Genomic DNA, 24362 nt, shown 5'->3' with positions numbered 1-24362 from the left:
AAATATCCCTCTTTACACAACGCATTTGAAGTAAAAAAATATTTTTTATCTATAATATTATGCTCCTTAATAGTAGATAAAAAAATAAAAGACACGAGGCCGTGTCTTTTATTTTTTTAATCAAGAAGAGTTGGATCTTCTGCGCCCTCAGCACCAGAATCTTCACTAATTCCGTGATGCTCACGAATAAAGAAGGCAATTTCTTCTCTTAAATCTGTATTTTCTTTTAAGAACTGCTTCGAATTTTCACGACCTTGTCCTAGGCGTTCTTCATTATAAGAATACCAAGCACCGCTCTTTTGAACGATATCAAGCTCAGAAGCCATATCCAAGATTTCACCTTCTCTTGAAATACCTTCTCCGTACATAATATCAACTTCAGCAACACGGAATGGTGGTGCTACTTTATTTTTCACTACTTTTACTTTTGTTTTATTACCAACGATGTCGTTACCTTGCTTTAATTGCTCCGCACGACGCACTTCAAGACGAACAGTTGAATAGAATTTCAACGCACGACCACCTGGAGTTGTTTCTGGGTTTCCGAACATAACCCCAACTTTTTCACGAATTTGGTTAATAAAGATTGCAATTGTTTTTGATTTGTTGATTGCTCCTGAAAGCTTACGAAGTGCTTGTGACATTAAACGTGCTTGTAAACCTACGTGTGAGTCACCCATGTCGCCTTCAATCTCTGCTTTCGGTACAAGAGCTGCTACAGAGTCAATTACGATAATGTCAACCGCACCACTTCGTACAAGTGCTTCCGCGATTTCTAATCCTTGCTCCCCTGTATCAGGCTGTGATAATAGTAATTCATCTATGTTAACGCCTAATTTTTGTGCATATACAGGATCCATTGCGTGCTCCGCATCGATGAATGCTGCTTGTCCACCTTGACGTTGTACTTCTGCAATTGCATGTAATGAAACTGTCGTTTTACCTGAACTTTCAGGTCCGTAAATTTCGATAATACGGCCACGTGGATATCCGCCTACCCCTAGTGCCACATCAAGTGCTAAAGAACCACTAGAAACCGTAGAAACTCTACGCTCCGCTTGTTCTCCTAATTTCATAATTGAACCTTTACCGAATTGCTTCTCTATTTGTTTTAACGCCATATCTAACGCTGCTTGACGATCACTCATTCAAAATTCCTCCTTAACTGAATTGCTAATCTTATTATACCTATTTTCAATTCAATTTGCCAACAAAAATCGAACATTTATTCGATTTTTTTATTTTCTATCAAATAATATCTAAATTTAACCGTAAAAAAACTAGAAGAAACTTATATCTCTTCTAGCTTTTTATATAAATGATAAAATCCATATTTTGCTGTTCGTTCTCTAATTTGTTGACGACTTCCGCTTAAATTAAGAGGAAAGACTACAGTTGGTTCATCCTTAATCGAAAGCCCAACAAATACTGTTCCTGGTTCTTTCTGTTCTGAAGCATCTGGCCCTGCTACACCAGTGAAACTAATTCCGATATCCGCTTTTAGTACATCCTTAACATTTTCAGCAAGATAACGAGCACATTCTTTACTAACTGCACCATCAGTATGCAACACTTCTTCAGGCACACGTAAAACATGTTGCTTCACATCATTATGATAACAAATGACACCGCCTTTAAACACAGAAGAAACACCAGCGTTTTCAGTTACTTGATTTCCAAAAAGACCACCTGTTAAACTTTCTGCACACGCTAAAGTTAACCCTTTTCTCTTCAATAACTCGATTGCCTTATAATGCAAAAATTCTTGGTCATATCCGTAGAAAAATTCTCCTACTCTTTCTAAAATCAAATCTTCCACATGTTGAATTAGTTTCTCCGCTTCGCTAACATTTTGATGCTTAGCGGTTAAACGTAATGTCACTTCTCCATCATTTGCTAACGGGGCGATTGTTGGGTTTGTTTGTCCATCAATTAAATCTTGAACTTTCACCTCTAATTGGGACTCCCCAATACCGAAGAAACGAAGCACACGAGAATAAATGTTTTCTCCTGTTGTAAAATTACGTAAAAAAGGCTCTACGTAACTTACATACATTGGTTTCATTTCTTTTGGCGGCCCTGGTAATAAAATATAAACTTTTTCGTTCTTATTTACCCCCATACCCGGCGCCATACCGTGGTCATTTGCAAATACTGTTGCTCCATTTAAAACGAGCGCTTGCTTTTTATTATTCTCCGTAAATTCACGGCCTGTACGCTTAAAGTAATTACTTATTAAGGCTAATGCCTTTTCATCATACACAAGCTCTTCATCTAAACTAGTAGCTATCGTTTCTTTCGTTAAATCATCTTTTGTCGGTCCTAATCCACCTGTGAAAATAAGTATATCAGCACGTTCTTCCGCAGCTTCAATCGCCTTTTGCAATCGCTTATTATTATCACCAACAACAGTATGATAGTACACGTTAATTCCGATTGAAGCTAACTTTTCAGATAAAAACTGGGCATTTGTATTTGCAATTTGTCCAAGTAATAATTCAGTTCCAACCGCAATAATCTCAGCATTCATCCCAATTCCCCCATAAACTTCTATTTTGAGTTTACAAAAGCAGCTCTATTTTTCCAGAAATAATCCCATCCTGAAATAACAGTAAAGATTAATGCAATCCATATGAAGATATCCGCAACTGGAATATGGATTAAATTTAAAGGTACATCGTGTAATAAATATGCTGCAATCGCAATAATTTGTGTCCATGTCTTAATTTTTCCTAGCTGGTTTGCTGCAACTACTTCCCCTGTTCCAGCAAGTACAAGACGTAAACCAGTTACCGCAAACTCACGACTGATAATTACAATAACAATCCAAGCCGGTACATATTGCATCTCTACCAATGTAATAAGTGCTGCCGAAACAAGTAATTTATCAGCTAACGGGTCAAGAAACTTCCCTAAATTCGTTACAAGATTATATTTTCTTGCGTAATGTCCATCAATCCAATCTGTAGCTGAAGCAATGATAAAGATAAGTGCCCCCACTAAATGTTGAATCGGTAAATCAACATCACCAATTTTGTATGAACCCCAATCAAAGGGTGCTAACATAATTACCATAAAAATTGGAATTAAGAAGATTCTAGATATTGTAATTTTATTTGGTAAATTCACAGCTATTCCTCCATCATATCAAAAACATTTGTTCATCGAAAAAAAGTCATCGAAGCGATGACTGTTATTGTGCAGGTTGCTCTATCCCTTGGTTTTTTATCACCAATCTTTGGTGAAGTTCTTTTTCTGGATCCAATGGATAAGCGACCACTTGGCCATTCAGTTTAACTTCAACATTCGTTGCATTTCCAATATTAAGTCGCACTTCTTTTAATGTTGATACATCACGTTTTTCTATTTGGCCCTCTTGTACTGTAGCGTTTAGAATCACATTCCCAGCATCATCTTTAACATCTACATAACTCGCACCTTTACCCGATAATTCCAGTTCTAATGTTTTATTATTATGAATTTCCAAAGTAGATACCTTTCCAGTTGTTCCAACTACTTTCACTTCTTGCTGTCCAGTTGGTTGTGCTGGTTGCTCCTCTTTCTTTGGTTCTTCTTTCTTTGGTTCTTCTTTCTTTGGTTCCTCTTTTTTTGGCTCTTCCGCTTTCACTTCATCTTTCTTCGTATCTAACGGAGAATCTTTCGCTTTTTGAACTTCAATTTTCTCACTTTGAGCGCTCGGAACTTTTTCATCATCTTTTCCAGTTAACGCTTGAAACACAAACCAGATTACCACTCCAACTGCGATTACTAACAGCGCAACTAAGATTTTCGGCATGTGATCTGCAATTGGCCATGATGAAGATTTTTGCATTGTTTCTTGTGTTTTTTGTCCCGTTGATACTTGTGGAACTTCACGCTTTTCAGATTGTGGTATCGTACTCTGATGTTCTACGAGCAGTTCCTCTCCATTTAATCCAACCGCATCTGCGTATTGTTTAATGAATGCACGCGCATAAAAAGCTCCTGGCAATACATCATAATTGCCTTCTTCAATTGCCACTAAATGGCGTTTTTGAATTTTTGTAATCTCATGCAGCTGATCAATAGACAAGCCTTTCGCTTCTCTTGCTTCTTTCAGCTTTTGTCCCAATTCCGTCACTACTAACACCTCAATATTTCTTTAAAAGTCAAACATAGAGAAATTATTTTGCGTACCTTGCTCAATTTCATCTACTAAATTATATTGAATTTCTTCATCATAATCGTTACGCAACTCGATAATATAATCAAAATCATCCAATGTGTATTCTGACTGACTCACAAATACATCAGGATGTTCCACAACTTTCGTTGCAGGCAATCTCATAATTTCACGAACGAGCTGCCAATGTCTTTCGTTAGCACGCTTCGTTGACACAATTCCATCTAGGATGAAAATATTGTCATCGCTATACTCATCTTCAATTAATTGACTACGAACAGTTTGCTTAATAAGAGTAGATGATACAAATAACCACCTTTTATTTGCACAAACACTTGCAGCAACAATGGATTCTGTTTTTCCGACACGAGGCATTCCGCGTATCCCAATTAGTTTATGGCCTTCTTTTTTCATAATTTCTGCCATAAAGTCTACAAGTAAGCCTAATTCATCACGCACAAATCGAAATGTTTTCTTATCATCTGCATCTCGTTGTATGTACCTACCATGCCTAACCGCTAGCTTATCTCTTAGCTTGGGCGGACGATATTTCGTTACCGTTATGTTATCCATCGTATTTAAAATTGATTCAAGTCTAGAGATTTGCTCTTGATTATCACACATAAGAAGTAACCCACGTCGTGCATTATCTACACCATTAATTGTGACAATATTAATGCCGAGCATACCGATTAACGAAGAAACGTCACCAAGCAAGCCAGGTCGGTTTTTATGTATTTCATATTCAAAATACCATTCAATCATCCAAGATCACTCCCCTTGCTTACTTTACACCTACGTACTATATTATATGATTTCACCTTAATAGGGAAGCTAAATGTATAATCTACCCTGTGTAATTATTATACAAAAAAAGTAGAGAGGAGAATCTCCTCTCTACTTTTACTTATGTTGTACGAACTTAACCATTAAATTTGCAATTGTATGTTGCTCCTGTTCATCAGCAACTTTCCAAAGCTCAGCTAATAATTTCTCTTGGTCATTGCGTCCTTCTACTTCATTAGCAAGATAGTCGCCAACACGAAACGCCATATCTGATACCGCACCGCCATCTAAACCTTTGTCTTGCGCTTGCTCTAAACGTTCTCCTAAAAAGCTCTTCCACTGATCAAAATTATCTAATACTGACATAATTAAGCACCTCACTATTGAGTAATAAAATCATCCTTAATTTGTGCAACTATTCATTTTTTATGTAAGAATTTTTTAGCAGTGCCAACCGCCATTCACTCCGATAATTTGTCCAGTTATGTAAGACGCTCCTGGTGATACGAGGAATGAAACTGTTTTCGCTACTTCTTCTGGTAATCCTATTCTACCTAATGGTATATCTTCAGCAATTCCCATTTTATCTTCTTCAGAAAAAACACTTAACATTTCCGTTTCAATTGCTCCTGGTGCTACTGCATTCACACGTAATCCACTTAAAGAAACTTCTTTCGCTAAAGCTTTCACATATGAATTTTGTGCCCCTTTTACCATTGAATAAAGCACTTCACAAGAAGCCCCTATTTGTCCCCATATAGATGAAACAATTACAATATTACCACTTCTTCTCCCGATCATAGGCGGAAGTGCCATAGAAAGTAATTTATATACGTTCTTCACTTGAAGTTCTACCATATAATCCAATTCATCGTTTGTTACATCTGTTACTAGTCCAAAAATACTCTTCCCAGCTGCGTATACAATAACATCAATAGGATGTTCAATTTGTCCCCACAATTGCCCTGCTCCATCACTAGAAGCTAAATTCGCTTGAACAGGGATAACTTCTCCCCATGCCTTCTGCAATTCCAATACCTTTTCTTCACTGTTATTGTAATGAACATAAACTGTATATCCATCTTGAATTAATTGTTTCGAAATAGCAGAGCCAATTCCTCCGCTCCCTCCAGTTACTAACGCATACTTTTTCATAAAGTCCCTCTCTTATCTCTACAAGTTCAATTTTCACATAACTAAATAATACCCTCATCTTACAATTTTTCAATGATAAGATGAGGGTATCTTTTTAATTTTATTTTTTCGGTAACACCTGACAAATACTCATTTTGTCTTCTGATAACAATAATTTCGCTACTTCTTGTAAGTCTTGAACGGTTAGTCCTTCTAATACAGTCAATGCGTCAAATAGGCTAGATTCATTAAACGCGTATCGTGTAAATTGATTTGCAATATATTCTGGTGAATTCAACGAGCGTAAAAAACCACCAATTTTCTTTTTCTTCACTCGTTCTAATGCCGCCGCATCTAATTGATCATAATCTGTTTTTAATAAAATATCTTTTAAACGATTTGCCAATTCATCAGGTTGTTTCGTATCACCGCCAACCATTGCAAAACCGAAGTTATTTTCTTCTGTATAGTCATACGAGAATGAATCATCAATAAGCCCTTCATTATATAAAGTTTCGTAATGAACAGAACTTTTTCCAAATAAATAATCTAAGAGTAACGTAAGCGCAATTTCTTGTTTTAAAAGCGCTTGCCCCTTTTCCTTTAAATTAGTCGCTTTAATACCAACTAAACATTTCGGTGTTTGCACAGGCATTGAAATAATTTTTTTCTTTTCATTTACCTCATTTGGTTCTTCTTCAAATGAACGCACAATTTCTGGCTGGTTTTTATAATCTTTTTTCGCTTGATTTTCACGTACTAAATCCATTGTTTTCTCTGGATCAATTGCACCCACAACAAATAATAACATATTGCTCGGATGATAAAATGTTTCATAACATTCATACAATAAATCTTTCGTAATTTTACTAATAGATTCGATTGTCCCTGCAATATCAATTTTAATTGGGTGTTTTACAAACAAGCTATCAATTAACCCGAAGTACAAACGCCAATCTGGGTTATCTTGATACATTTGAATTTCTTGCCCAATTATCCCCTTCTCTTTTTCAACCGTTTTTTCAGAGAAATAAGGCTCTTGCACGAAGTTTAGCAATGTATTTAAATTTTGTTCTACGTTTGAAGTACATGAAAAAAGGTAAGCTGTTCGTGTAAAGGATGTAAAAGCATTTGCCGATGCTCCTTGTTTACTAAACAATTGGAAAGCATCGTGATCTTCTTTTTCAAATAATTTATGCTCAAGAAAATGTGCAATTCCATCAGGCACACGAATCATTTCTTCTTTCCCTAATGGTACAAATGTATTATCTACAGAACCATATTTCGTCGTAAACGTCGCAAATGTTTTATTAAATCCTTGTTTCGGTAAAACATATACATCTAATCCATTAGGAAGTTTTTCATAATAGAGTGTTTCTTTTAATTGCTCATAAACAATTTTCTCCATTTACTCTCCCTCCGTTCCTTGTAAAAAGTAAATTGTATCTAGTTCAATATTTTTAGCAACTTTTACAATTTCTTCTTTCGTCACACTTTCTATACCTGTAAGCCATTCTTCAACTGGACGTGTACGATCTGAAATAATACCATGATATAGCATTTCTACAAAGCCACGTGGTGTATCAATTGCCTCTAATATTTGATTTTGGATGACACTTTTTGTTTGATGTATTTCTTCTTCAGAAAACTCTCCGTTTTGCATCGCAAGCATTTGTTCTTTAATAATCTCAACTGCTTTTTCATAATTTTTCGCTTCGATTCCTGACATAACAAATAATAAACCTTTATGACTTTCAAAGCGCGATGCTGCATAGTACGCTAAACTATTTTTTTCACGCACATTTACGAATAACTTCGAATGAGAAAAGCCACCAAACAATCCATTGAACAATTGCAATGCAAAATAATCTTCATCTTTATATGTGACAAATGTACGATAACCGATGTGTAATTTACTTTGTTTTAATTCTTGTTTTTCAACAACTTCTTTTTCTTCATTATTTCGTCTATGAAGGAGTACATTTCTTTCTCTCACTGGACGAGTTGAAATAGAAAAATACTTACTTACAAGATCAACGGCGTTTTCTGAAATATCACCAATAATATATAGATCCATTTCATCTTCCGCTAACACCTTTTGATAATATTGATACAAACTTTCATTTGTAATAGACATAACACTCTCTTTTTTTCCATTTGCACTTAAGCGATACGGTTCTACTTTGCACATTTCTTCAATTAAACGCTCGTTTGCATAACGCATTTTATCATCATAAGTAGCTTCAATTCTCTGTAACAGTGCTCTTTTTTCACTTTCTACGATAGAAGATAGGAAACCGTTCCCCTCCGTTGCTGGATGTAACACAATATCTGACAACATAGAAAGCGCTTTTTCAAATAACGGTGGTGCATCATGTAAATAAACTTCATTTGCAATGTCTACATAAATGGAGATAATATGGTCTTCCCCTTTTTTACTTACATCTACCGCTAAAGAAGATCCGTATAATTCTTCTAAATATTGACGAAGACGAATTACAGAAGGTAATTTTTCTGTCGCACTTTGCAATACGTATGGCAATAGGGCACGCTCTGTCACCGTCTCCTCATTTAAAGGCGCTTTAAAACGAAATACAAAGGTATTCGTTTTATATTTATCAGTCGGAATAATATGTACGCGCAAACCACCTAACTCATGTAGTTGTTGTTCCATTAGTTTCATTTATAGCCCTCCTTTACGTATATAGGAATATTCCTCTTCAATATACAGTTTTTAGAAATAAAAAATCAACTTTTCTCCCTTATTATGCTTACATATGATTCTTTCTAAAAACTTTAATATGTAAGGAACATAGTAAAATTCCGTATTAAATATATTCTATGTAAAAAAGCCCACACTAATGTGCGAGCTTTTTTATACTTATAAAATACTTATCGTTTTCCTTTTTCATAAGGAGTTCCTAATGCTTTAGGAGCTTCAGAACGACCTACAAAACCGACAAGCGCTAATATTGTGAATATATATGGTAATATCGTTAATAAAACACTTGGAATTTGATCTAATACAGGGATTGTTCCGCCCGTTACACTTAAAGATTGCGCAAAACCAAAGAATAGAGCTGCACCTAGTGCGCCTAGTGGATTCCACTTTCCAAAAATCATAGCAGCTAAAGCTAAGAAACCTTGTCCTGTAATAGTTGCCCCTGAGAAGTTATTAGAAATTGACATTGCAAAAATCGCTCCACCAATTCCAGCAAACACTCCTGAAATACAGACTCCAATATAGCGCATTTTATATACGTTAATCCCCATCGTATCCGCTGCCATTGGGTGTTCACCAACAGCACGTAGACGAAGACCGAACGGTGTTTTATAAATAACATACCAAACAACGAATGCTAAAATAATGGCAATATATGACGTTATTGGTACGTTCGAGAAAAATATTTTCCCTAAAACCGGAATATCCGAAAGGCCTGGAATATCAATCTTTTCAATACGATACTGAATAAAGTCAGTCTGCCCTTTATCAAAAATCTTCTTAATTGCAAATACTGTTAAACCAAGAGATAAGAAGTTAATGGCTACACCACTTACAACTTGATCTGCTCGGAATGTAATAGAAGCTACCGCATGAAGTAATGCAAATAATCCACTACCAATTGCCGCAAATAGTAACGCAATCCACGGAGTCATCGTTCCCCAAGTATCACCCATTAATAAGTTTGTAACGACTCCAATAAATGCACCAAATAGCATTAGTCCTTCTAATCCGATATTTACAACACCCGATCGTTCACTAAATACACCACCTAGTGCTGTGAAAATGATAGGTGCCGATGTATATAACGTACCCGTCACAAGAATGGCTAATATATCTAAAAAGCTCATTTATTTCCCCTCCTTGCTCATGCGTGTAAGCGCCCATCTTAACACATAACTACATGCAACAAAGAAGATGATACATGCAATAATTACATTAATAAGCTCTGACGGTACATCTGCCTCAAAGTTCATTTGAGGGGAAGCACTTTTCAAACCACCAAATAATAAAGCTGAAAGGATTATACCAAACGGATTATTCCCTCCAAGTAATGCTACGGCAATCCCATCAAATCCTACTCCTGTAAACGAAGACATCGCTGTCATACTCTGGAATGTCCCTAATCCTTCCATCGCTCCACCAATCCCCGCAAATGCACCAGCAATTGTCATGGAGAATACTACATTACGAGAAACTTTCATACCTGCATATTGAGAAGCATGCTGATTAAATCCTACTGACTTTAATTCGTAACCTAAAGTTGTTCGATCTAATAAGAACCACATTAAAATAGCGATTAAAATTGCTACAATAATTCCCCAATGTAGACGTGAACCATCAGTAATAGAAGCAAGCCAGTCTGAAGATAGTGACGCACTCTCTTTAATATCATACGTTTTGTCATTACCCGCATGTAAGAAACGCTTAATGATGTCATACGTTACATACAACGCGATATAGTTCATCATAATAGTTACAATAACTTCATTCACTTGAAACTTCCCTTTTAAATATCCCGGAATGAAGCCCCAAATTCCGCCCACCAATGCTGCAAATAAAATAGATAATGGAATATGAAGGAAAGCTGGTAGTGAGACTGCATAACCGAACCAAACCGCTGCAAGCCAACCAACTAACAATTGACCCTCTACCCCGATATTAAATAAACCTGTACGAAATGCAAACGCCACCGATAAGCCAGCAAGAATAAGCGGTATCATTGTACGAAGCGTTTCACCAATCGCACTTGCGCTGCCGAACATTCCTGTCCAAAGTGCACTATAACCAACAATTGGATCATAGCCACTAACTAGCATTACAATCGCTCCTACAAGTAAGCCGAAAATAATGGATAGTACTGGGACTAAAATATTTATCGTTCGTTCTGTTAAAAGCTTTTTAGCCATTTGTACCCACCTGCTCCTTCTTTGTTCCTCCAGCCATTAACAATCCAAGCTGTTGTTCATTCGTTTCTTTCGCATCAACTATTGCTACAATTTCCCCTTCATAAATAACAGCAATTCGATCGCTAACATTTAAGATTTCATCTAACTCTAATGATAAAAGTAATACACCTTTTCCTTTATCCCTTTGCTCTATTAATCTCTTATGAATAAATTCAATTGCTCCTACATCTAAACCACGTGTTGGCTGTGCCGCAATTAATAAATCTGGATTTCGGTCTACTTCACGTGCAATAATTGCTTTTTGTTGATTCCCCCCAGATAGAGCACGTGCCAACGTTTGCTCACTAGGTGTACGCACATCAAACTGTTCAATAAGAGCCTTTGCTTTTTCTGTAATTTTGCTGAAATTTAAAATCCCTTTCTTTGAAAATGGATTTTTATAATACGTTTGCAGAACTATATTATCTCTAACAGAAAAATCAAGAACGAGTCCGTGTTTATGACGATCTTCTGGAATATGACCAATTCCTTCTTCTGTTATTCTTCTAACAGGCCAATTTGTTATTTCTTTTCCTTTAATTGCAATAGAACCTGACTCAACTTTTCGTAAACCAGTAATTGCTTCTATTAATTCACTTTGTCCGTTTCCATCAATCCCTGCAATCCCAACAATTTCCCCCGCACGAACAGTTAAGTCAAGGCCTTTTACAGCAGGTAGTTGACGTGCATCGTGAACAACAAGGTTTGCAATTGAAAGTACCTCTTCTTTTGGCTTCGCGTCTATTTTTTCTGTTTTAAAATTCACTTGACGTCCGACCATTAATTCTGCAAGTTTATTTTCATCCGTATTTGCAACGTCAACCGTTCCAATCCCTTTTCCTTTACGAATAATCGTACAACGATCGCAAACTTCCATAATTTCTTTCAACTTATGTGTAATAAGAACAATAGATTTTCCTTCTTGCACAAGCTTTTTCATAATTTGAATTAGCTCATGAATTTCTTGCGGTGTTAACACAGCTGTTGGTTCATCAAATATTAAAATTTCTGCACCGCGGTAAAGAGTTTTCAAAATCTCAACACGCTGCTGCATACCAACTGAAATATCCTGTATTTTCGCATATGGATCTACAGATAAACCGTATTGTTCAGACAGTTTTTGAATTTCTTTAGCAGCTTCCTCAACAGCAATTTTCCCTTTTTTCTTCGGTTCATTTCCGAGAATAATATTCTCTGTAACTGTAAAATTATGAACAAGCATAAAGTGTTGATGGACCATTCCAATACCAAGGTCATTTGCTATATTCGGATTTGTGATTTTTACAGGTTTACCTTTAATTTTAATTTCGCCCTGCTCTGGTTGGTACAAACCAAATAGTACATTCATCAATGTGGATTTCCCTGCACCATTTTCTCCAAGTAAAGCATGTATCTCACCCTGCTTTACTTGCAGCGTAATATCATCATTCGCTACAATGCCTGGGAATACTTTCGTAATGTTATTCATCTCAATTACGTATTCCATTGTGTTCCTCCTTTTAACAGGGAACATTCCCTATTACACTATTAACTTATTAAGCAATTCGGAAGTTTTATACATACAAAGGTTAGTTCTATGAACTAACCTTTGCTATTTCTCTATTTATTTTTTTAGAGAAGCTTCGTATTCTTTATACTCTTTATCTGTAGCTGGCACTTTAATTTCACCGGCTGTAATTTTCTTTTCAAGCTCTTCTACTTTTGTTAAAATTTCAGGGTTAACTTTTTTCACGTTATCAGTTGTTTTTGAAATACCAATACCGTCATCTTTTAAGCCAAACTCTTCAATTTTCCCACCTTTTAAATTCCCATCTTTTGCTTCTTTAGCTACTTTTTCTACAGCTACATCAACACGTTTAATCATTGAAGTTAATGTTACATTTTCAGGCATACCTTCTTGATGTTGGTCACGGTCAACACCTATTACCCAAACGTTTTCACCTTTTTTCTTACGGTTTTTCGCTTCTGTGAACACACCGTTACCTGTACCACCAGCAGCATGATAAATTACGTCTACGCCTTGACCATACATTGCTGAAGCAAGAACTGTACCTTTTTCAGGCTTATCGAATGCTTCTGCATATTCAGATACGATTTCAATGTTTGGATTTACTGCCTTTGCACCAGCTTTAAATCCATTTTCAAATTTACTAATTAAATCACTTTTCATTCCGCCAACAAATCCTACTTTATTCGATTTTGTTGACATAGCTGCTACCGCACCTACAAGGAATGATCCTTCATGATCTTTAAACGTAATGCTCGTTACGTTCGGTGCATCTACAACAGTATCTACGATTGCAAATTGTTGTTTTGAAGATTCTTTTGCTACTTCTTTAATTGCACCTTCTAATTTATAACCAATTCCGAATGTTAAATCATATTTATCTTTTGAGAATTTTTTTAAATTCGGAATATAATCAGCTTCTTTTTCAGACTGAAGGTAACGATAATTTGTCTTTTCTTTTAAACCATTATCTTTACCAAACTTTTGTAACCCTTCCCAAGAAGATTGGTTAAATGACTTATCATCAACGCCCCCAACATCCGTTACAAGACCAACCTTGAAATCTTTATTGTCTTTCGTGTCTTTCTTGTCACTGCTCGCCTTATCTGAGTTACCACATGCACCTAAAACTGTACTTGCTGCTAAAGTTAATGATAATAAAAGGCCTGCTTTTTTCTTCATACTAGAAACCCCTCCAAAAATGATATATATTTATTCTTACGCTGCTGTTCCTTACTTCTTGCTGTCACCTCCCTAAAAAGGAATTTACCTACATACGCTTTCTTAATACGTGGAAGCTAAATTTATCAGCTCTAAAGTAATTGATAGAATATAAGATTGGCTCATCATTTTGATCATAGTGCATTTGTTTTAATACAAGCAGTGCTGTTTCAGGCTCACATTCTAAAATTGGTGAGATTTTAGGGTGATAGCCAATTGGCTCAATGTGAGCAACCGCATATGTTATGCGCTTATGCGTGTTATTATGTATCACCGTTAATAATGATTCCTCATTGTAACCCGATAAGTCTGGCAATATTTCTTTTGCAAGTTTATCGATACAATACACAACAGGTTCCCCATCTGCTGTACGCACGCGTTCAATCATCACTGCATTAAAACCATCTTCACTATTAAACTTCTCTTTTTCCTCTTCTGTTAAAGTTGTAGTAGATGATGATAAAAAGATTGTTCCTGGTGTTTTCCCCACACTAGAAATCATATCTGTAATACTAGAAAGTTGTTCTATTCCAGAAGAAAATAATGGCTTTGCATTTACAAATGTCCCTACACCATGTCTACGAATGACAACATTTTCTTCTTCTAAAATACGCAACGCTTCCCTTAAAGTCGCTCTACTTACGCCAAGTTCTTTCGCTAAATCAAACTCTGATGGTAACTTTTGTCGTTCTTTATAAGCGCCATCTTTAATTTTTTCTTTGATGTGATCAATCACCCGTAGATATAGGTGACGACTATCAGATTTTACTGACATAAGACTCCCCCGCATTTCAATTATTCGACCTCTGATGTAAGACTTCTTTTCTCTTTTTTCAACTTACAACATAGTACAAATGACTAAACACCAAAATAAGTGTAATTGTCGAATAAATAATAATAATTTTTTAAAATAAAATTTTCACTCTTTATTGCATAAAAAAAACTTTGCACCATAAACATTCCTCATTTCGAGAAAAAGTTCGGCACAAAGATCCTTTACATCCTTTGTTACACACTTTTCCCCTCATAGTCTAGCAATTCATGGTTGCCAGGTAGAAACTTATGGACCTTATCTCCAAGATTATATGAGGCAGTGATTCTTTTCGAAGTAATCTTACCACTTGCTCTCATACGTGTCAACAAAATCTAACATTTTTCTGCATTAAATATCGAACATTTACATAAAACATACTCAAAGTATTCGTATTCTAAAGGGCACCCCTAAATGTAAGCCCTTTCTTTATCGCTGAGTATAGTATATAACAAAAACACTATATAAAAAAGCCTAATTGTAAAAACAATTAGGCTTTTTTTAAGAACTTTTTTCTTGTACATCATTAATGAGTACTTCCCTCGGTTTACTCCCTTCATACGGACCTACTACACCATTCATTTCCATTGCATCAATTAGGCGAGCAGCTCGCGTATAACCTACTCTAAACCTACGTTGTAACATAGAAACAGATGCTGTTTGCATTTCCACTACAAGTTGAACCGCTTCATCATATAATTCATCTTCTACTTCCTGCTTCGTATCAGGAACATCTTGCGGAATCATATCTTCTTGATATTGTGCTTTTTGCTGTCCAATAACATATTCTACAACTCTCTCAACTTCATCATCTGATAGAAATGCGCCTTGTACACGTACAGGTTTCGATGCACCAATTGGTATAAACAGCATGTCTCCACGACCTAGTAGCTTCTCTGCACCACCACCGTCAAGAATTGTACGAGAATCTGTTTGAGAAGATACAGCGAATGCAATACGTGATGGAATATTTGCTTTAATAACACCCGTAATAACGTCAACTGACGGACGTTGCGTTGCAATAATTAAATGAATACCAGCAGCACGAGCCATTTGCGCTAGACGCATAATCGCATCCTCTACATCAGAGGAAGCAACCATCATTAAATCTGCTAACTCGTCCACAATTACTACAATATAAGGTAATTCGGGTTGTTTCGCTTCTGATTGACTATTATGCTCTTTTATATAATCGTTGTATCCTTCAATGTTACGTGTACCACTATGAGCAAACAATTCATAACGACGTTCCATTTCACTCACAACTTTTTTCAATGCTTGCGATGCTTTTTTCGGATCAGTTACAACTGGCGTTAACAAATGAGGCACACCGTTATATACATTTAGCTCTACCATTTTCGGGTCAATCATCATTAATTTTACTTCATGTGGTTTTGCACGCATTAAAATACTAACAATAATACCGTTAATACATACACTTTTCCCGCTACCTGTCGCACCAGCTACGAGTAAATGAGGCATTTTATTTAGACGGGCTAATACAGCTTCACCTGTAATATCTCGGCCAAGACCAATTAACAACTTCTCTTCCGGATGATTATTAGCCTTAGAGTCAAGAACTTCCCTCAGCGTTACCATCGAAACTTCTGAGTTTGGAACTTCGATCCCTACAGCTGATTTCCCGGGAATTGGCGCTTCAATACGAATGTCCTTTGCAGCTAAAGCAAGGGCTAAATCATCACTTAAACTGACAATTTTGCTTACCTTTACCCCCATATCAGGATACACTTCATATTTTGTAACTGCAGGACCTCTATGCACTTTTGTTACTTTCGCTTTCACTCCAAAACTTTGGAATGTACGTTCTAATTTACGAGCATTCTCATAAATTTCCGCATTTTCATTTGTAACTTGCTTATTCTTTGGAAATTTTAATATATCAAGTGAAGGAAGCTTGTAATCTTTATTTTCTACATTTGAAAATTGCATAGGAGGTGCTTGCGCTTCACTCTCTAACGATTCAACAATTTTTTCTCCACGCTTTTTCTTTGGTTCTTCAATTGGCGGAGTCTCTTCAATAAACGGTGAAGTGATCAACTCTTCTTGCTCTACTTCGATTCGTTTATCCTCTTCTTCATTTACAGGATAATTCTCAGTGAAATTCGAAATAATCGGAGGATCAATTGAGATTTCTTCCATCGGCTCAATAACTTCTTCTTGTTCTGCAGCACGTTTGCTTCTTGTGCTTCTTGTTGTTTTTTTCTTTTCTGTTTGTTCAGCCGTTCTTTTGGCTCTCCAATCTTTATAATCCCCTTGCATCACTTGGAACTGACTTCTAAGAATTCTACCAACTGGAGCTAACACTTCTCCAATATGCTTATTTGTTATACAAAGTATACCGAGAATAACTAGAATAATACCAATGATATAAGCTCCTACCTCGTCAAATAAGAAGTAACATGTTGCGAACATAAGCGCACCAAACATACCACCACCTAAATGAACGCTATCTGGCCCCTTTTTCATTTCAAGAAAGAAGTTATCTTTCGTACTCACAATAACAGAAGTATTTTGCACTGCTCCATCTTTTGTAAGAAGGTTAAATAATGTAATATGACTAAACATTAATATCGCCAATACAATTAAATAAAATCCAATTAATCGTTTATTTAAAAGGTTCGGCCATCCGCGTTTTATAACAAAGGAAACCGATAAAGCTATTACACCTAACACACCAATTATGTACCACTCACCAAAGAAGAAGCGAAAAAATAACACAAACGATTTCCCTACAACGCCTAGCTGTAAAATCGTAATGATTGAAAGTGCAAAAAGAGTTAAACCGACAATTTCATAATACAAAGTTGGCTTTATCGTACGTCTTGCCTTTGCCTTCGTCCCTCTTTGCTTTTGTTTTGCCATTTCTTCACCTCGTGTTCTACATATAAGTAAAGCTCCCTTCAAAATGCTCTATTTATATGTCTGTTTTCTCTATTTTTCAGGTCTTTATATCTTCTATTTTTACACTTCTTGTAAAATGCTAAATAAACAGAAGAAAGCAGCCTACTCATGGCTGCTCAACCGTCTTGTTTTTTATATTATACCATAGCTTCTAAACAAAATCCTTCTTTTTGCTAAAAGGTTATTTTCTGACCGGGCTCAAACTCTAAATAGTGAAGTGGGTCCGTACTTAGCACACGTACAATAGAATAACATCCATGTTCCTCTTCAGAAACCATTAATTCCACACCATTTATATTTACAACTTTTTGACTTTCACATTGTGAATAATCGACCGGATACACAAGTTGCTCTGGCATAATTGTATATAAAATCATTGTAGCATTGTCCCTTCTGTACTATTTTCCGCACGAACATCTATTAATTCGTTTAATTTTCGAATCGCATTTCCAATACCGCCGACATCATCTATAAGACCGTACTTTACTGCATCCCCACCAATTACATTCGTCCCAATATCTCGCGTTAAATTTCCTTTCGCAAACATAAGCTCTTTAAAACGATCTTCTGTTACTTTCGAGTGCTTCGTCACAAAACGAATGACTCTTTCTTGCATCTTATCCAAATACTCAAATGTTTGTGGCACACCTATGACAAGACCTGTTAAACGAATTGGATGAATTGTCATCGTCGCAGTTTCCGCAATAAACGAATAGTCAGTAGAAACAGCAATCGGTACACCGATGGAATGTCCCCCACCTAAAACTAGAGATACTGTTGGTTTTGAAAGTGAAGCTACCATTTCAGAAATTGCTAGCCCAGCTTCAACGTCACCTCCAACTGTATTTAATATTAAAAGCAAACCTTCAATTTTCGGATTTTGTTCAATCGCAACAATTTGCGGAATGATATGCTCATATTTTGTTGTTTTATTTTGCGGTGGTAATTGAACATGACCTTCCACTTGTCCGATAATCGTTAAACAATGAATACGTGATTCATTCATCTGTGGTACATTTGTCTGTCCAAGCTGTTGAATTTTTTCAACTATTGAAGCCTCTTTTCCAGCTTCTTTTGGCTCAGCTTCTTTTTCTTCATTTGTATATCGATCACGTTCTGTCATTTCGCATCCCCTTTCACTCGTATATAACTATTATTTCTTAAGTTATAAATTTCATTCGATAGGGTTAAAAAGAAAAAAGATCACCCATAAGGGTGATCTTTTTATACTTCCATAATAATCGGTAAAATCATAGGTTTTCTCTTTGTCTCTTCGTACAAGAACTGTCCTAATAATTCACGAATATTTTGTTTTAACATTGACCATTCAATTGAATATTCTTTAATTGACTGCTCAACAATCATACGTACAATCTCTGTAGATCGTTCAATTAACGCTTCTGATTCACGAACATATACGAAACCACGTGAAATGATTTCTGGGCCAGAGATAATTTTCTTTTCATCTTTACCAAGCGTTACAACAACTACTAGTATTCCATCTTGAGATAACATCTTTCTATCTCGAAGAACGATATTACCAACGTCACCTACACCTAATCCATCAATTAAAACATTACCAGCTTGTACTTTACCGACTAAGTTTGCTTCATCGTCACCAAAAGCAATTACATCGCCTTTTTCTACGATAAAGATATTTTCTCTTGTAATACCTACATCTTCAGCTAAATATGCATGTGCTTTTTGCATACGGAACTCACCATGTACGGGTACAAAGTACTTTGGTTTCATTAAATTTAACATTAATTTTAATTCTTCTTGGCTACCGTGACCTGACACGTGAACTTTTCGTTCGCCGTAATAAACAACTTCAGCTCCAGCTCTAAATAACAAATCAATAATTTTTGATACAGATATTTCATTACCCGGAATTGGCGAAGCAGCAATGATAACAGTATCACCTTTACGAATTGAAATTTGTTTATGTGCTTGTTTTGCCATTCTAGATAGAGCAGCCATCGGTTCACCTTGACTACCTGTCGTTAAAATAGCTACCTTTTTCTCTGGGAAGTTGTCTACTTCTTGTAATGAAATAACCATACCTTCTGGAACATTTAAATAACCAAGACGTCTTGCAATGTCTACTACTTTCACCATACTACGTCCTACTACCGCTACTTTTCGCCCTGTTTCAGCAGCTGCATCAAATACTTGTTGAATACGATGTACATTCGATGCAAATGAAGCAACGATAATACGACCTTCTGCACCGTAGAACACTTTAGAGATTTCTACACCAACTTCTTTTTCTGAACCTGTATAGCCTGGGCGCTCTGCGTTTGTACTATCAGATAATAAGCAAAGTACGCCTTCATTTCCGATTTGCGCCATTTTCCCAAGGTCTGCTCCACTATTTCCAATTGGAGTTTGATCGAATTTAAAGTCTCCCGTATATACGACTGCACCTTTTGATGTATGGAAACAAACGCCAACAGAATCCGGAATACTATGTGTCGTTCCGAAGAATGACACCGTTGTAGTGTTAAATTCTACTGTTGAATTTGAATCGATTGTTTTTAGGTCTACACGGCCTAACATGCCCGCTTCACCAAGTTTTTCTTGTATAAGTCCTACTGTTAATTTCGTTGCATAGACTGGAATAGATAATTTACGAAGTACATACACAATTCCACCAATATGATCTTCATGACCGTGAGTAATAAATAAACCTTTTACTCGCTCTTGATTTTCCACTAAATATGTAATATCAGGAATAACGATATCAATTCCAAACATTTCATCTCCCGGGAACATTAACCCTGCATCTACGATAAAGATTTCAGAATCAATTTCAACACAGTACATGTTTTTCCCGATTTCACCTACTCCACCAAGAGCAAATACTTTAACAGACTCATTCTCTTTTCTCTTCATGTTGTTGCCTGGTTTAAAAATCTTGCAAACACTGATTTCACTAAAATTGCAGAGACACCAGGGGAAACTCTACAACCACCATATTTTCACCGTCCAAGACGAATGTCCTTACCGTTATGCGATATCATGTCCTTGTTTATTTTTTAAACCAGGTTTCACCTCTCTTTCATTATATAAATCAAATATCTTATTCGATATGATATGAAAATTTAATTAAATTATAATTTTTCCCAATTTTGCTAAGCATACCCGTACTAAGCTACTTAGCCATATTATACCTGATACAAGAAATAGAACACAAGTTAAATCGTGTGAAAGAAAGAGTAAAAGAACGGAATGACAACAAAAGTATCGAACGTATTTCCTTTATATTTACTCCGATTTTATACTCCATATTATTTTTAAGAACTAGCCATACATACGCTAAATTCATTTCATAATAGGAAGTTTCAAGATTTATTTTTCTAAAATCCAACAAAAACACTTACAAAATGGAGTTTTTTTATGAATTACGTCACATTTGAGGGAATTTCTCTAAAAACAGACACCGTAGTTTATTACGTTTATGCCATAATATCTATCATTTTTTGACTCAGTTAAAGGGGTACGATTATTTTCTTATACACATAATGAAGAAGCGATTAATATTCTTATAAGAACACATATAAGTGAGAAAAAGAGGAAAAGATTTGCATATAATAAAAAATGACCTAGTTCTACACTAGGTCATTTTTTATTAACGAGGGATAGATTGCATTACAGATTGTAACGTTACTCTTTCTTCTTCTGTTAATGGAAGAAGTGGTAAACGTACAGAACCTACATCTAATCCAACCATTTGTAACGCTGTTTTTACTGGAGTTGGACTTGGCGCCATAAATAATGAATCAGTTACTCTTACAAGTAATTGATGTAATTTTTGTGCCTTCTTAAATTCTCCTGCTTGAAATGCTGTAATCATTTCTTGCATTTCGTTTCCGATAACATGAGAGGCTACCGAAACGATACCTTTCGCTCCAACTGCCATAGCTGGTAACGTTAAACCGTCATCACCGCTGTATACCGCAAAGTCGTCCGCTGTTTTTTCAATGATTTCTGTCATTGTTAACACATCGCCGCCGGCATCTTTAATAGCAACAATGTTTTCTATTTCTGATAAACGAACAACTGTATCAACGGAGATTTGTACAATAGATCGTCCTGGAACGTTATATAGCATAACCGGAAGCGGCGTGCTTTCAGCAATTGCTTTAAAATGCTGATACATTCCTTCTTGACTCGGTTTGTTATAATACGGTGCTACTAGCATTACTGCATCCACACCAACTTCTGTTGCCTTTTTAGTTAAGTCAATAGAAGCATGCGTATTATTGCTACCTGTTCCAGCGATTACGGGCACTCTTTTATCGACAACAGATACGACATGGCGATATAACGCTACTTTCTCTTCTGAAGTTAATGTAGGAGATTCTCCTGTCGTTCCTCCTACCACGATTGCTGTTGTACCGTTATCAATTAAATAATTTACCAATTTCGTTGTCTTTGCAAAATCGATATTCCCGTTTATATCAAACGGTGTTACCATCGCGGTTGCAATTGTCCCAAAATCTATCATGGTCTCACTCCTTATTGTTCCAGTTGCTTTTCTTTTGAAAGCTCAAACGCACTATGTAATGCATTTACAGCCTCCACTAAATCAATTTCTTTTACAAGAACCCAAATTGTTGTATGACTATCTGCCGATTGCAGGATTTGAATACCTTTTTCCGCTAAAGCTGTAACGATTTTTGCAGTAACCCCTGGGATGCCTGCCATTCCAGCTCCAACGATAGATACTTTCGCACAATGTTCTGTCACAATTGGCTCATATCCAAGTTGTTTTAGCACTTCGACAGCACGAGCTGATACATTATCATTTACTGTGTAAGCTACACCAGTAGGAGAAATGTTAATTAAATCAACACTAATGCCTTCGTTTGCCATTTCTTTAAATACATGCTGCTGTATATCGTATGCCGTTTCTTTTGCAAGTACTTTAATTTGTGTTACGTTTGATACGTGGGCAATACCTGTAACAGGACGCTCTTCTACATCCTGCCCTTTTGTAGCACCATCGTATGCTGCAATAAGAGTACCTTCACTATCAGAATACGTAGAACGTACACGAAGTGGCACTTTTGCATGCATCGCAATTTCAACTGCACGTGGATGAACGACTTTCGCACCTTGATAAGCCATGTTACAAATTTCGTTATACGTTACAGTTTGAAGATGACGTGCATCTTTTACAATACGAGGATCCGCAGTCATAACACCTTCTACATCAGTGAATATATCGATGTATTCAGCATGAAGTGCAACACCTAATGCTGAAGCTGAAGTATCACTACCTCCGCGTCCAAGTGTTGTCGTATCACCTTTTTTCGTTTGCCCTTGGAATCCTGTAACGACGATTACATCTACATTTTCTAACTCTTCATGTATACGATCGCAATTCATTTCAATAATCTTTGCATTCGTAAAGTCATCATTCGTTACAAAACCAGCTTGTGCACCATTTAATGCTGCTGCTTTTATACCGTTCTCATTCAACATATTAGAGAAAACAATTGCAGAGATTAACTCTCCGCACGATAATAATAAATCTTGCTCACGTTTAGAAATAGTAGATTCCTCTTGATTTACAAGACTTAATAACGTATCCGTTGCATATGGTTCACCTTTACGGCCCATAGCAGATACGACAGTAACTACTTTATAACCAGCAGCTAATGATTTTTTTATATGATGAAGCGCATGCTTACGTCCATTGTCATCACGTACTGATGTGCCACCAAATTTTTGAACAATTATTTTCATATTTTGCACCTTCTCTTAGCCGTTTACACTAATTGTAATTTTACTAAGCGCTCTGCAATTTGAACAGAATTCCATGCAGCGCCTTTTAATAAGTTATCAGATACGACCCAAAGATGGAATCCTTTATCGTTATTTAAATCTTTACGGATTCTTCCAACGAATACTTCGTTTTTACCTACTGCAGTAGCTGGCATTGGATATAACTGCTCTTCTGGATTATCTTGCAGAACAATACCTTCCGCATTTGCAAGTAAGCTCTTTAATTCTGCTACTGTTACGCCTTCTTTTTCTACTTCGATGTAAACAGACTCAGAGTGTCCTGATACAACTGGTAAACGTACACATGTTGCCGCTACTTCTAATTCAGGCATATGCATAATTTTTTTCGTTTCGTTAATCATTTTCATTTCTTCAAACGTAAATCCATTATCTTGGAATTTATCAATCTGTGGAATCGCATTAAAAGCAATTGGGAAATGCTTCTTATCACCTGATACAGGAAGAACATTTGCCTTAACTTCTTCGCCATTTAAGATTGCTTGTGATTGTTCATGCAGTTCTTCAATAGCTGCCGCACCAGCACCTGATACAGCTTGATATGTGGAAACGATTACTCGTTTTAAACCATATTGCTGACGAACTGGCTCAAGAGCTACTACCATTTGAATTGTAGAACAGTTTGGATTTGCAATAATACCATTATGTTCTTTTAAGTCGTTTTCATTTACTTCAGGTACAACAAGTGGCACGTTTTCTGTCATACGGAATGCACTTGTATTATCAACAACAATCGCACCGCGTTTTGCTGCTTCTGGCGCTAATTGTTTCGATACAGATCCACCAGCACTAAATAGTGCAATATCTACTCCTTCAAAGCTTTCAGGAGTTGCCTCTTGAACTGTAAATTCTTCGCCTTTAAATACAAGTTTCTTACCTGCAGATCGTTTAGATGAAAGTAACGTTAATTTCCCGATTGGAAATTCTCGTTTCTCTAAAGTATTTAACATTTGTTCACCAACTGCGCCGGTTGCTCCAACTACAGCGACATGAAAAGTTTTTTGCTTTTCCATCACTATGCCCCTTTCTAGATACCAATCCTTCTATAACTTAGAATC

Annotated in this window: 21 protein-coding genes and 1 riboswitch; all 21 genes read right to left on the bottom strand. The window is 36.3% G+C overall.

Going from position 1 to position 24362, the window contains the following annotated elements; translation table 11 throughout:
* Positions 1–116 precede the first annotated feature (116 nt).
* Entirely contained in the window at positions 117–1148 is a 1032-nt protein-coding gene (gene recA / locus ACTFP3_RS15370; protein WP_076875911.1) for a recombinase RecA, read from the bottom strand.
* 143 nt (positions 1149–1291) lie between these two features.
* Entirely contained in the window at positions 1292–2530 is a 1239-nt protein-coding gene (gene cinA, locus ACTFP3_RS15365) for a competence/damage-inducible protein CinA (protein WP_000990697.1), read from the bottom strand.
* A gap of 20 nt (positions 2531–2550) precedes the next feature.
* A complete protein-coding gene (pgsA, locus tag ACTFP3_RS15360; RefSeq protein ID WP_001052967.1) occupies positions 2551–3129 on the bottom strand; it encodes a CDP-diacylglycerol--glycerol-3-phosphate 3-phosphatidyltransferase in 579 nt (192 codons plus the stop codon).
* 64 nt (positions 3130–3193) lie between these two features.
* Positions 3194–4120 (bottom strand): helix-turn-helix domain-containing protein, encoded by a 927-nt coding sequence (locus ACTFP3_RS15355; protein ID WP_000137459.1) that lies wholly within the window; start codon positions 4118–4120, stop codon positions 3194–3196.
* A 21-nt stretch (positions 4121–4141) separates the two neighbouring features.
* Positions 4142–4927, bottom strand: a complete 786-nt coding sequence (locus tag ACTFP3_RS15350) for a DUF3388 domain-containing protein (protein ID WP_000574107.1) — start codon at positions 4925–4927, stop codon at positions 4142–4144.
* Positions 4928–5065: 138 nt separating this feature from the next.
* Positions 5066–5314 carry a DUF3243 domain-containing protein gene (locus tag ACTFP3_RS15345; RefSeq protein WP_000114450.1) on the bottom strand — a complete coding sequence of 83 codons (249 nt, stop codon included), beginning with the start codon at positions 5312–5314 and terminating at the stop codon, positions 5066–5068.
* A gap of 75 nt (positions 5315–5389) precedes the next feature.
* The gene (gene ymfI, locus ACTFP3_RS15340) at positions 5390–6103 is read right to left on the bottom strand and encodes an elongation factor P 5-aminopentanone reductase (protein WP_000759608.1); all 714 of its coding nucleotides are present in this window, start codon (positions 6101–6103) and stop codon (positions 5390–5392) included.
* A gap of 100 nt (positions 6104–6203) precedes the next feature.
* The gene (yfmH, locus tag ACTFP3_RS15335) at positions 6204–7490 is read right to left on the bottom strand and encodes an EF-P 5-aminopentanol modification-associated protein YfmH (RefSeq protein WP_000411976.1); all 1287 of its coding nucleotides are present in this window, start codon (positions 7488–7490) and stop codon (positions 6204–6206) included.
* Positions 7491–8765: an EF-P 5-aminopentanol modification-associated protein YfmF gene (yfmF, locus tag ACTFP3_RS15330; protein WP_000772418.1), complete on the bottom strand. Its 1275-nt coding sequence runs from the start codon at positions 8763–8765 to the stop codon at positions 7491–7493.
* 209 nt (positions 8766–8974) lie between these two features.
* Entirely contained in the window at positions 8975–9934 is a 960-nt protein-coding gene (locus ACTFP3_RS15325) for an ABC transporter permease (protein WP_000008856.1), read from the bottom strand.
* A complete protein-coding gene (locus tag ACTFP3_RS15320; RefSeq protein WP_440010774.1) occupies positions 9935–10993 on the bottom strand; it encodes an ABC transporter permease in 1059 nt (352 codons plus the stop codon).
* On the bottom strand, positions 10986–12518 hold the full coding sequence (locus ACTFP3_RS15315; protein WP_000456914.1) for an ABC transporter ATP-binding protein: 1533 nt from the start codon (positions 12516–12518) through the stop codon (positions 10986–10988). Before ACTFP3_RS15315 ends, ACTFP3_RS15320 begins: the two co-directional genes overlap by 8 nt.
* A 117-nt stretch (positions 12519–12635) precedes the next feature.
* Positions 12636–13721 carry a BMP family lipoprotein gene (locus tag ACTFP3_RS15310; protein ID WP_000725771.1) on the bottom strand — a complete coding sequence of 362 codons (1086 nt, stop codon included), beginning with the start codon at positions 13719–13721 and terminating at the stop codon, positions 12636–12638.
* Positions 13722–13809: 88 nt separating this feature from the next.
* Complete coding sequence (locus tag ACTFP3_RS15305; RefSeq protein WP_000114182.1) at positions 13810–14535, bottom strand: GntR family transcriptional regulator; 726 nt, start codon at positions 14533–14535, stop codon at positions 13810–13812.
* Positions 14536–14767: 232 nt separating this feature from the next.
* Positions 14768–14869, bottom strand: a riboswitch (purine riboswitch).
* A 203-nt stretch (positions 14870–15072) separates the two neighbouring features.
* A complete protein-coding gene (locus ACTFP3_RS15300) occupies positions 15073–17454 on the bottom strand; it encodes a DNA translocase FtsK (protein WP_242283247.1) in 2382 nt (793 codons plus the stop codon).
* A gap of 212 nt (positions 17455–17666) precedes the next feature.
* Positions 17667–17870, bottom strand: a complete 204-nt coding sequence (locus tag ACTFP3_RS15295; RefSeq protein ID WP_000605036.1) for a YlzJ-like family protein — start codon at positions 17868–17870, stop codon at positions 17667–17669.
* Complete coding sequence (gene tepA / locus ACTFP3_RS15290) at positions 17867–18616, bottom strand: translocation-enhancing protein TepA (RefSeq protein WP_326036311.1); 750 nt, start codon at positions 18614–18616, stop codon at positions 17867–17869. The genes ACTFP3_RS15295 and tepA overlap by 4 nt, the downstream gene beginning before the upstream one ends.
* Positions 18617–18717: 101 nt before the next feature.
* Positions 18718–20388: a ribonuclease J gene (locus ACTFP3_RS15285; protein WP_000823097.1), complete on the bottom strand. Its 1671-nt coding sequence runs from the start codon at positions 20386–20388 to the stop codon at positions 18718–18720.
* A gap of 736 nt (positions 20389–21124) precedes the next feature.
* Positions 21125–22003 carry a 4-hydroxy-tetrahydrodipicolinate synthase gene (dapA, locus tag ACTFP3_RS15280; RefSeq protein ID WP_000564763.1) on the bottom strand — a complete coding sequence of 293 codons (879 nt, stop codon included), beginning with the start codon at positions 22001–22003 and terminating at the stop codon, positions 21125–21127.
* A gap of 11 nt (positions 22004–22014) precedes the next feature.
* Complete coding sequence (gene dapG, locus ACTFP3_RS15275) at positions 22015–23247, bottom strand: aspartate kinase (RefSeq protein WP_326036312.1); 1233 nt, start codon at positions 23245–23247, stop codon at positions 22015–22017.
* A gap of 23 nt (positions 23248–23270) precedes the next feature.
* Positions 23271–24317, bottom strand: a complete 1047-nt coding sequence (gene asd, locus ACTFP3_RS15270) for an aspartate-semialdehyde dehydrogenase (RefSeq protein ID WP_000414846.1) — start codon at positions 24315–24317, stop codon at positions 23271–23273.
* Positions 24318–24362 lie beyond the last annotated feature (45 nt).

This window comes from Bacillus cereus group sp. MYBK5-2 (genome assembly GCF_051915685.1).
In the GTDB taxonomy this organism is placed as follows: Bacteria; Bacillota; Bacilli; order Bacillales; family Bacillaceae_G; genus Bacillus_A; species Bacillus_A cereus.
The sequence above is the reverse complement of the archived record's forward strand: the minus strand, read 5'-3'. Positions and strand labels throughout refer to the sequence as shown.

Bases quoted from the DNA above. Each gene is read 5' to 3' on its own strand.
- ACTFP3_RS15350 (WP_000574107.1), bottom strand. From the start codon at position 4,927: ATGATTGAATGGTATTTTGAATATGAAATACATAAAAACCGACCTGGC.
- ACTFP3_RS15300 (WP_242283247.1), bottom strand. From the start codon at position 17,454: ATGGCAAAACAAAAGCAAAGAGGGACGAAGGCAAAGGCAAGACGTACG.
- ACTFP3_RS15295 (WP_000605036.1), bottom strand. From the start codon at position 17,870: ATGATTTTATATACAATTATGCCAGAGCAACTTGTGTATCCGGTCGAT.
- cinA (WP_000990697.1), bottom strand. From the start codon at position 2,530: ATGAATGCTGAGATTATTGCGGTTGGAACTGAATTATTACTTGGACAA.
- ACTFP3_RS15315 (WP_000456914.1), bottom strand. From the start codon at position 12,518: ATGGAATACGTAATTGAGATGAATAACATTACGAAAGTATTCCCAGGC.
- ACTFP3_RS15325 (WP_000008856.1), bottom strand. From the start codon at position 9,934: ATGAGCTTTTTAGATATATTAGCCATTCTTGTGACGGGTACGTTATAT.
- yfmF (WP_000772418.1), bottom strand. From the start codon at position 8,765: ATGAAACTAATGGAACAACAACTACATGAGTTAGGTGGTTTGCGCGTA.
- tepA (WP_326036311.1), bottom strand. From the start codon at position 18,616: ATGACAGAACGTGATCGATATACAAATGAAGAAAAAGAAGCTGAGCCA.
- dapA (WP_000564763.1), bottom strand. From the start codon at position 22,003: ATGATAGATTTTGGGACAATTGCAACCGCGATGGTAACACCGTTTGAT.
- ACTFP3_RS15320 (WP_440010774.1), bottom strand. From the start codon at position 10,993: ATGGCTAAAAAGCTTTTAACAGAACGAACGATAAATATTTTAGTCCCA.
- ACTFP3_RS15345 (WP_000114450.1), bottom strand. From the start codon at position 5,314: ATGTCAGTATTAGATAATTTTGATCAGTGGAAGAGCTTTTTAGGAGAA.
- yfmH (WP_000411976.1), bottom strand. From the start codon at position 7,490: ATGGAGAAAATTGTTTATGAGCAATTAAAAGAAACACTCTATTATGAA.
- ACTFP3_RS15305 (WP_000114182.1), bottom strand. From the start codon at position 14,535: ATGTCAGTAAAATCTGATAGTCGTCACCTATATCTACGGGTGATTGAT.
- asd (WP_000414846.1), bottom strand. From the start codon at position 24,317: ATGGAAAAGCAAAAAACTTTTCATGTCGCTGTAGTTGGAGCAACCGGC.
- recA (WP_076875911.1), bottom strand. From the start codon at position 1,148: ATGAGTGATCGTCAAGCAGCGTTAGATATGGCGTTAAAACAAATAGAG.
- ymfI (WP_000759608.1), bottom strand. From the start codon at position 6,103: ATGAAAAAGTATGCGTTAGTAACTGGAGGGAGCGGAGGAATTGGCTCT.
- ACTFP3_RS15285 (WP_000823097.1), bottom strand. From the start codon at position 20,388: ATGAAGAGAAAAGAGAATGAGTCTGTTAAAGTATTTGCTCTTGGTGGA.
- ACTFP3_RS15310 (WP_000725771.1), bottom strand. From the start codon at position 13,721: ATGAAGAAAAAAGCAGGCCTTTTATTATCATTAACTTTAGCAGCAAGT.
- dapG (WP_326036312.1), bottom strand. From the start codon at position 23,247: ATGAAAATAATTGTTCAAAAATTTGGTGGCACATCAGTACGTGATGAC.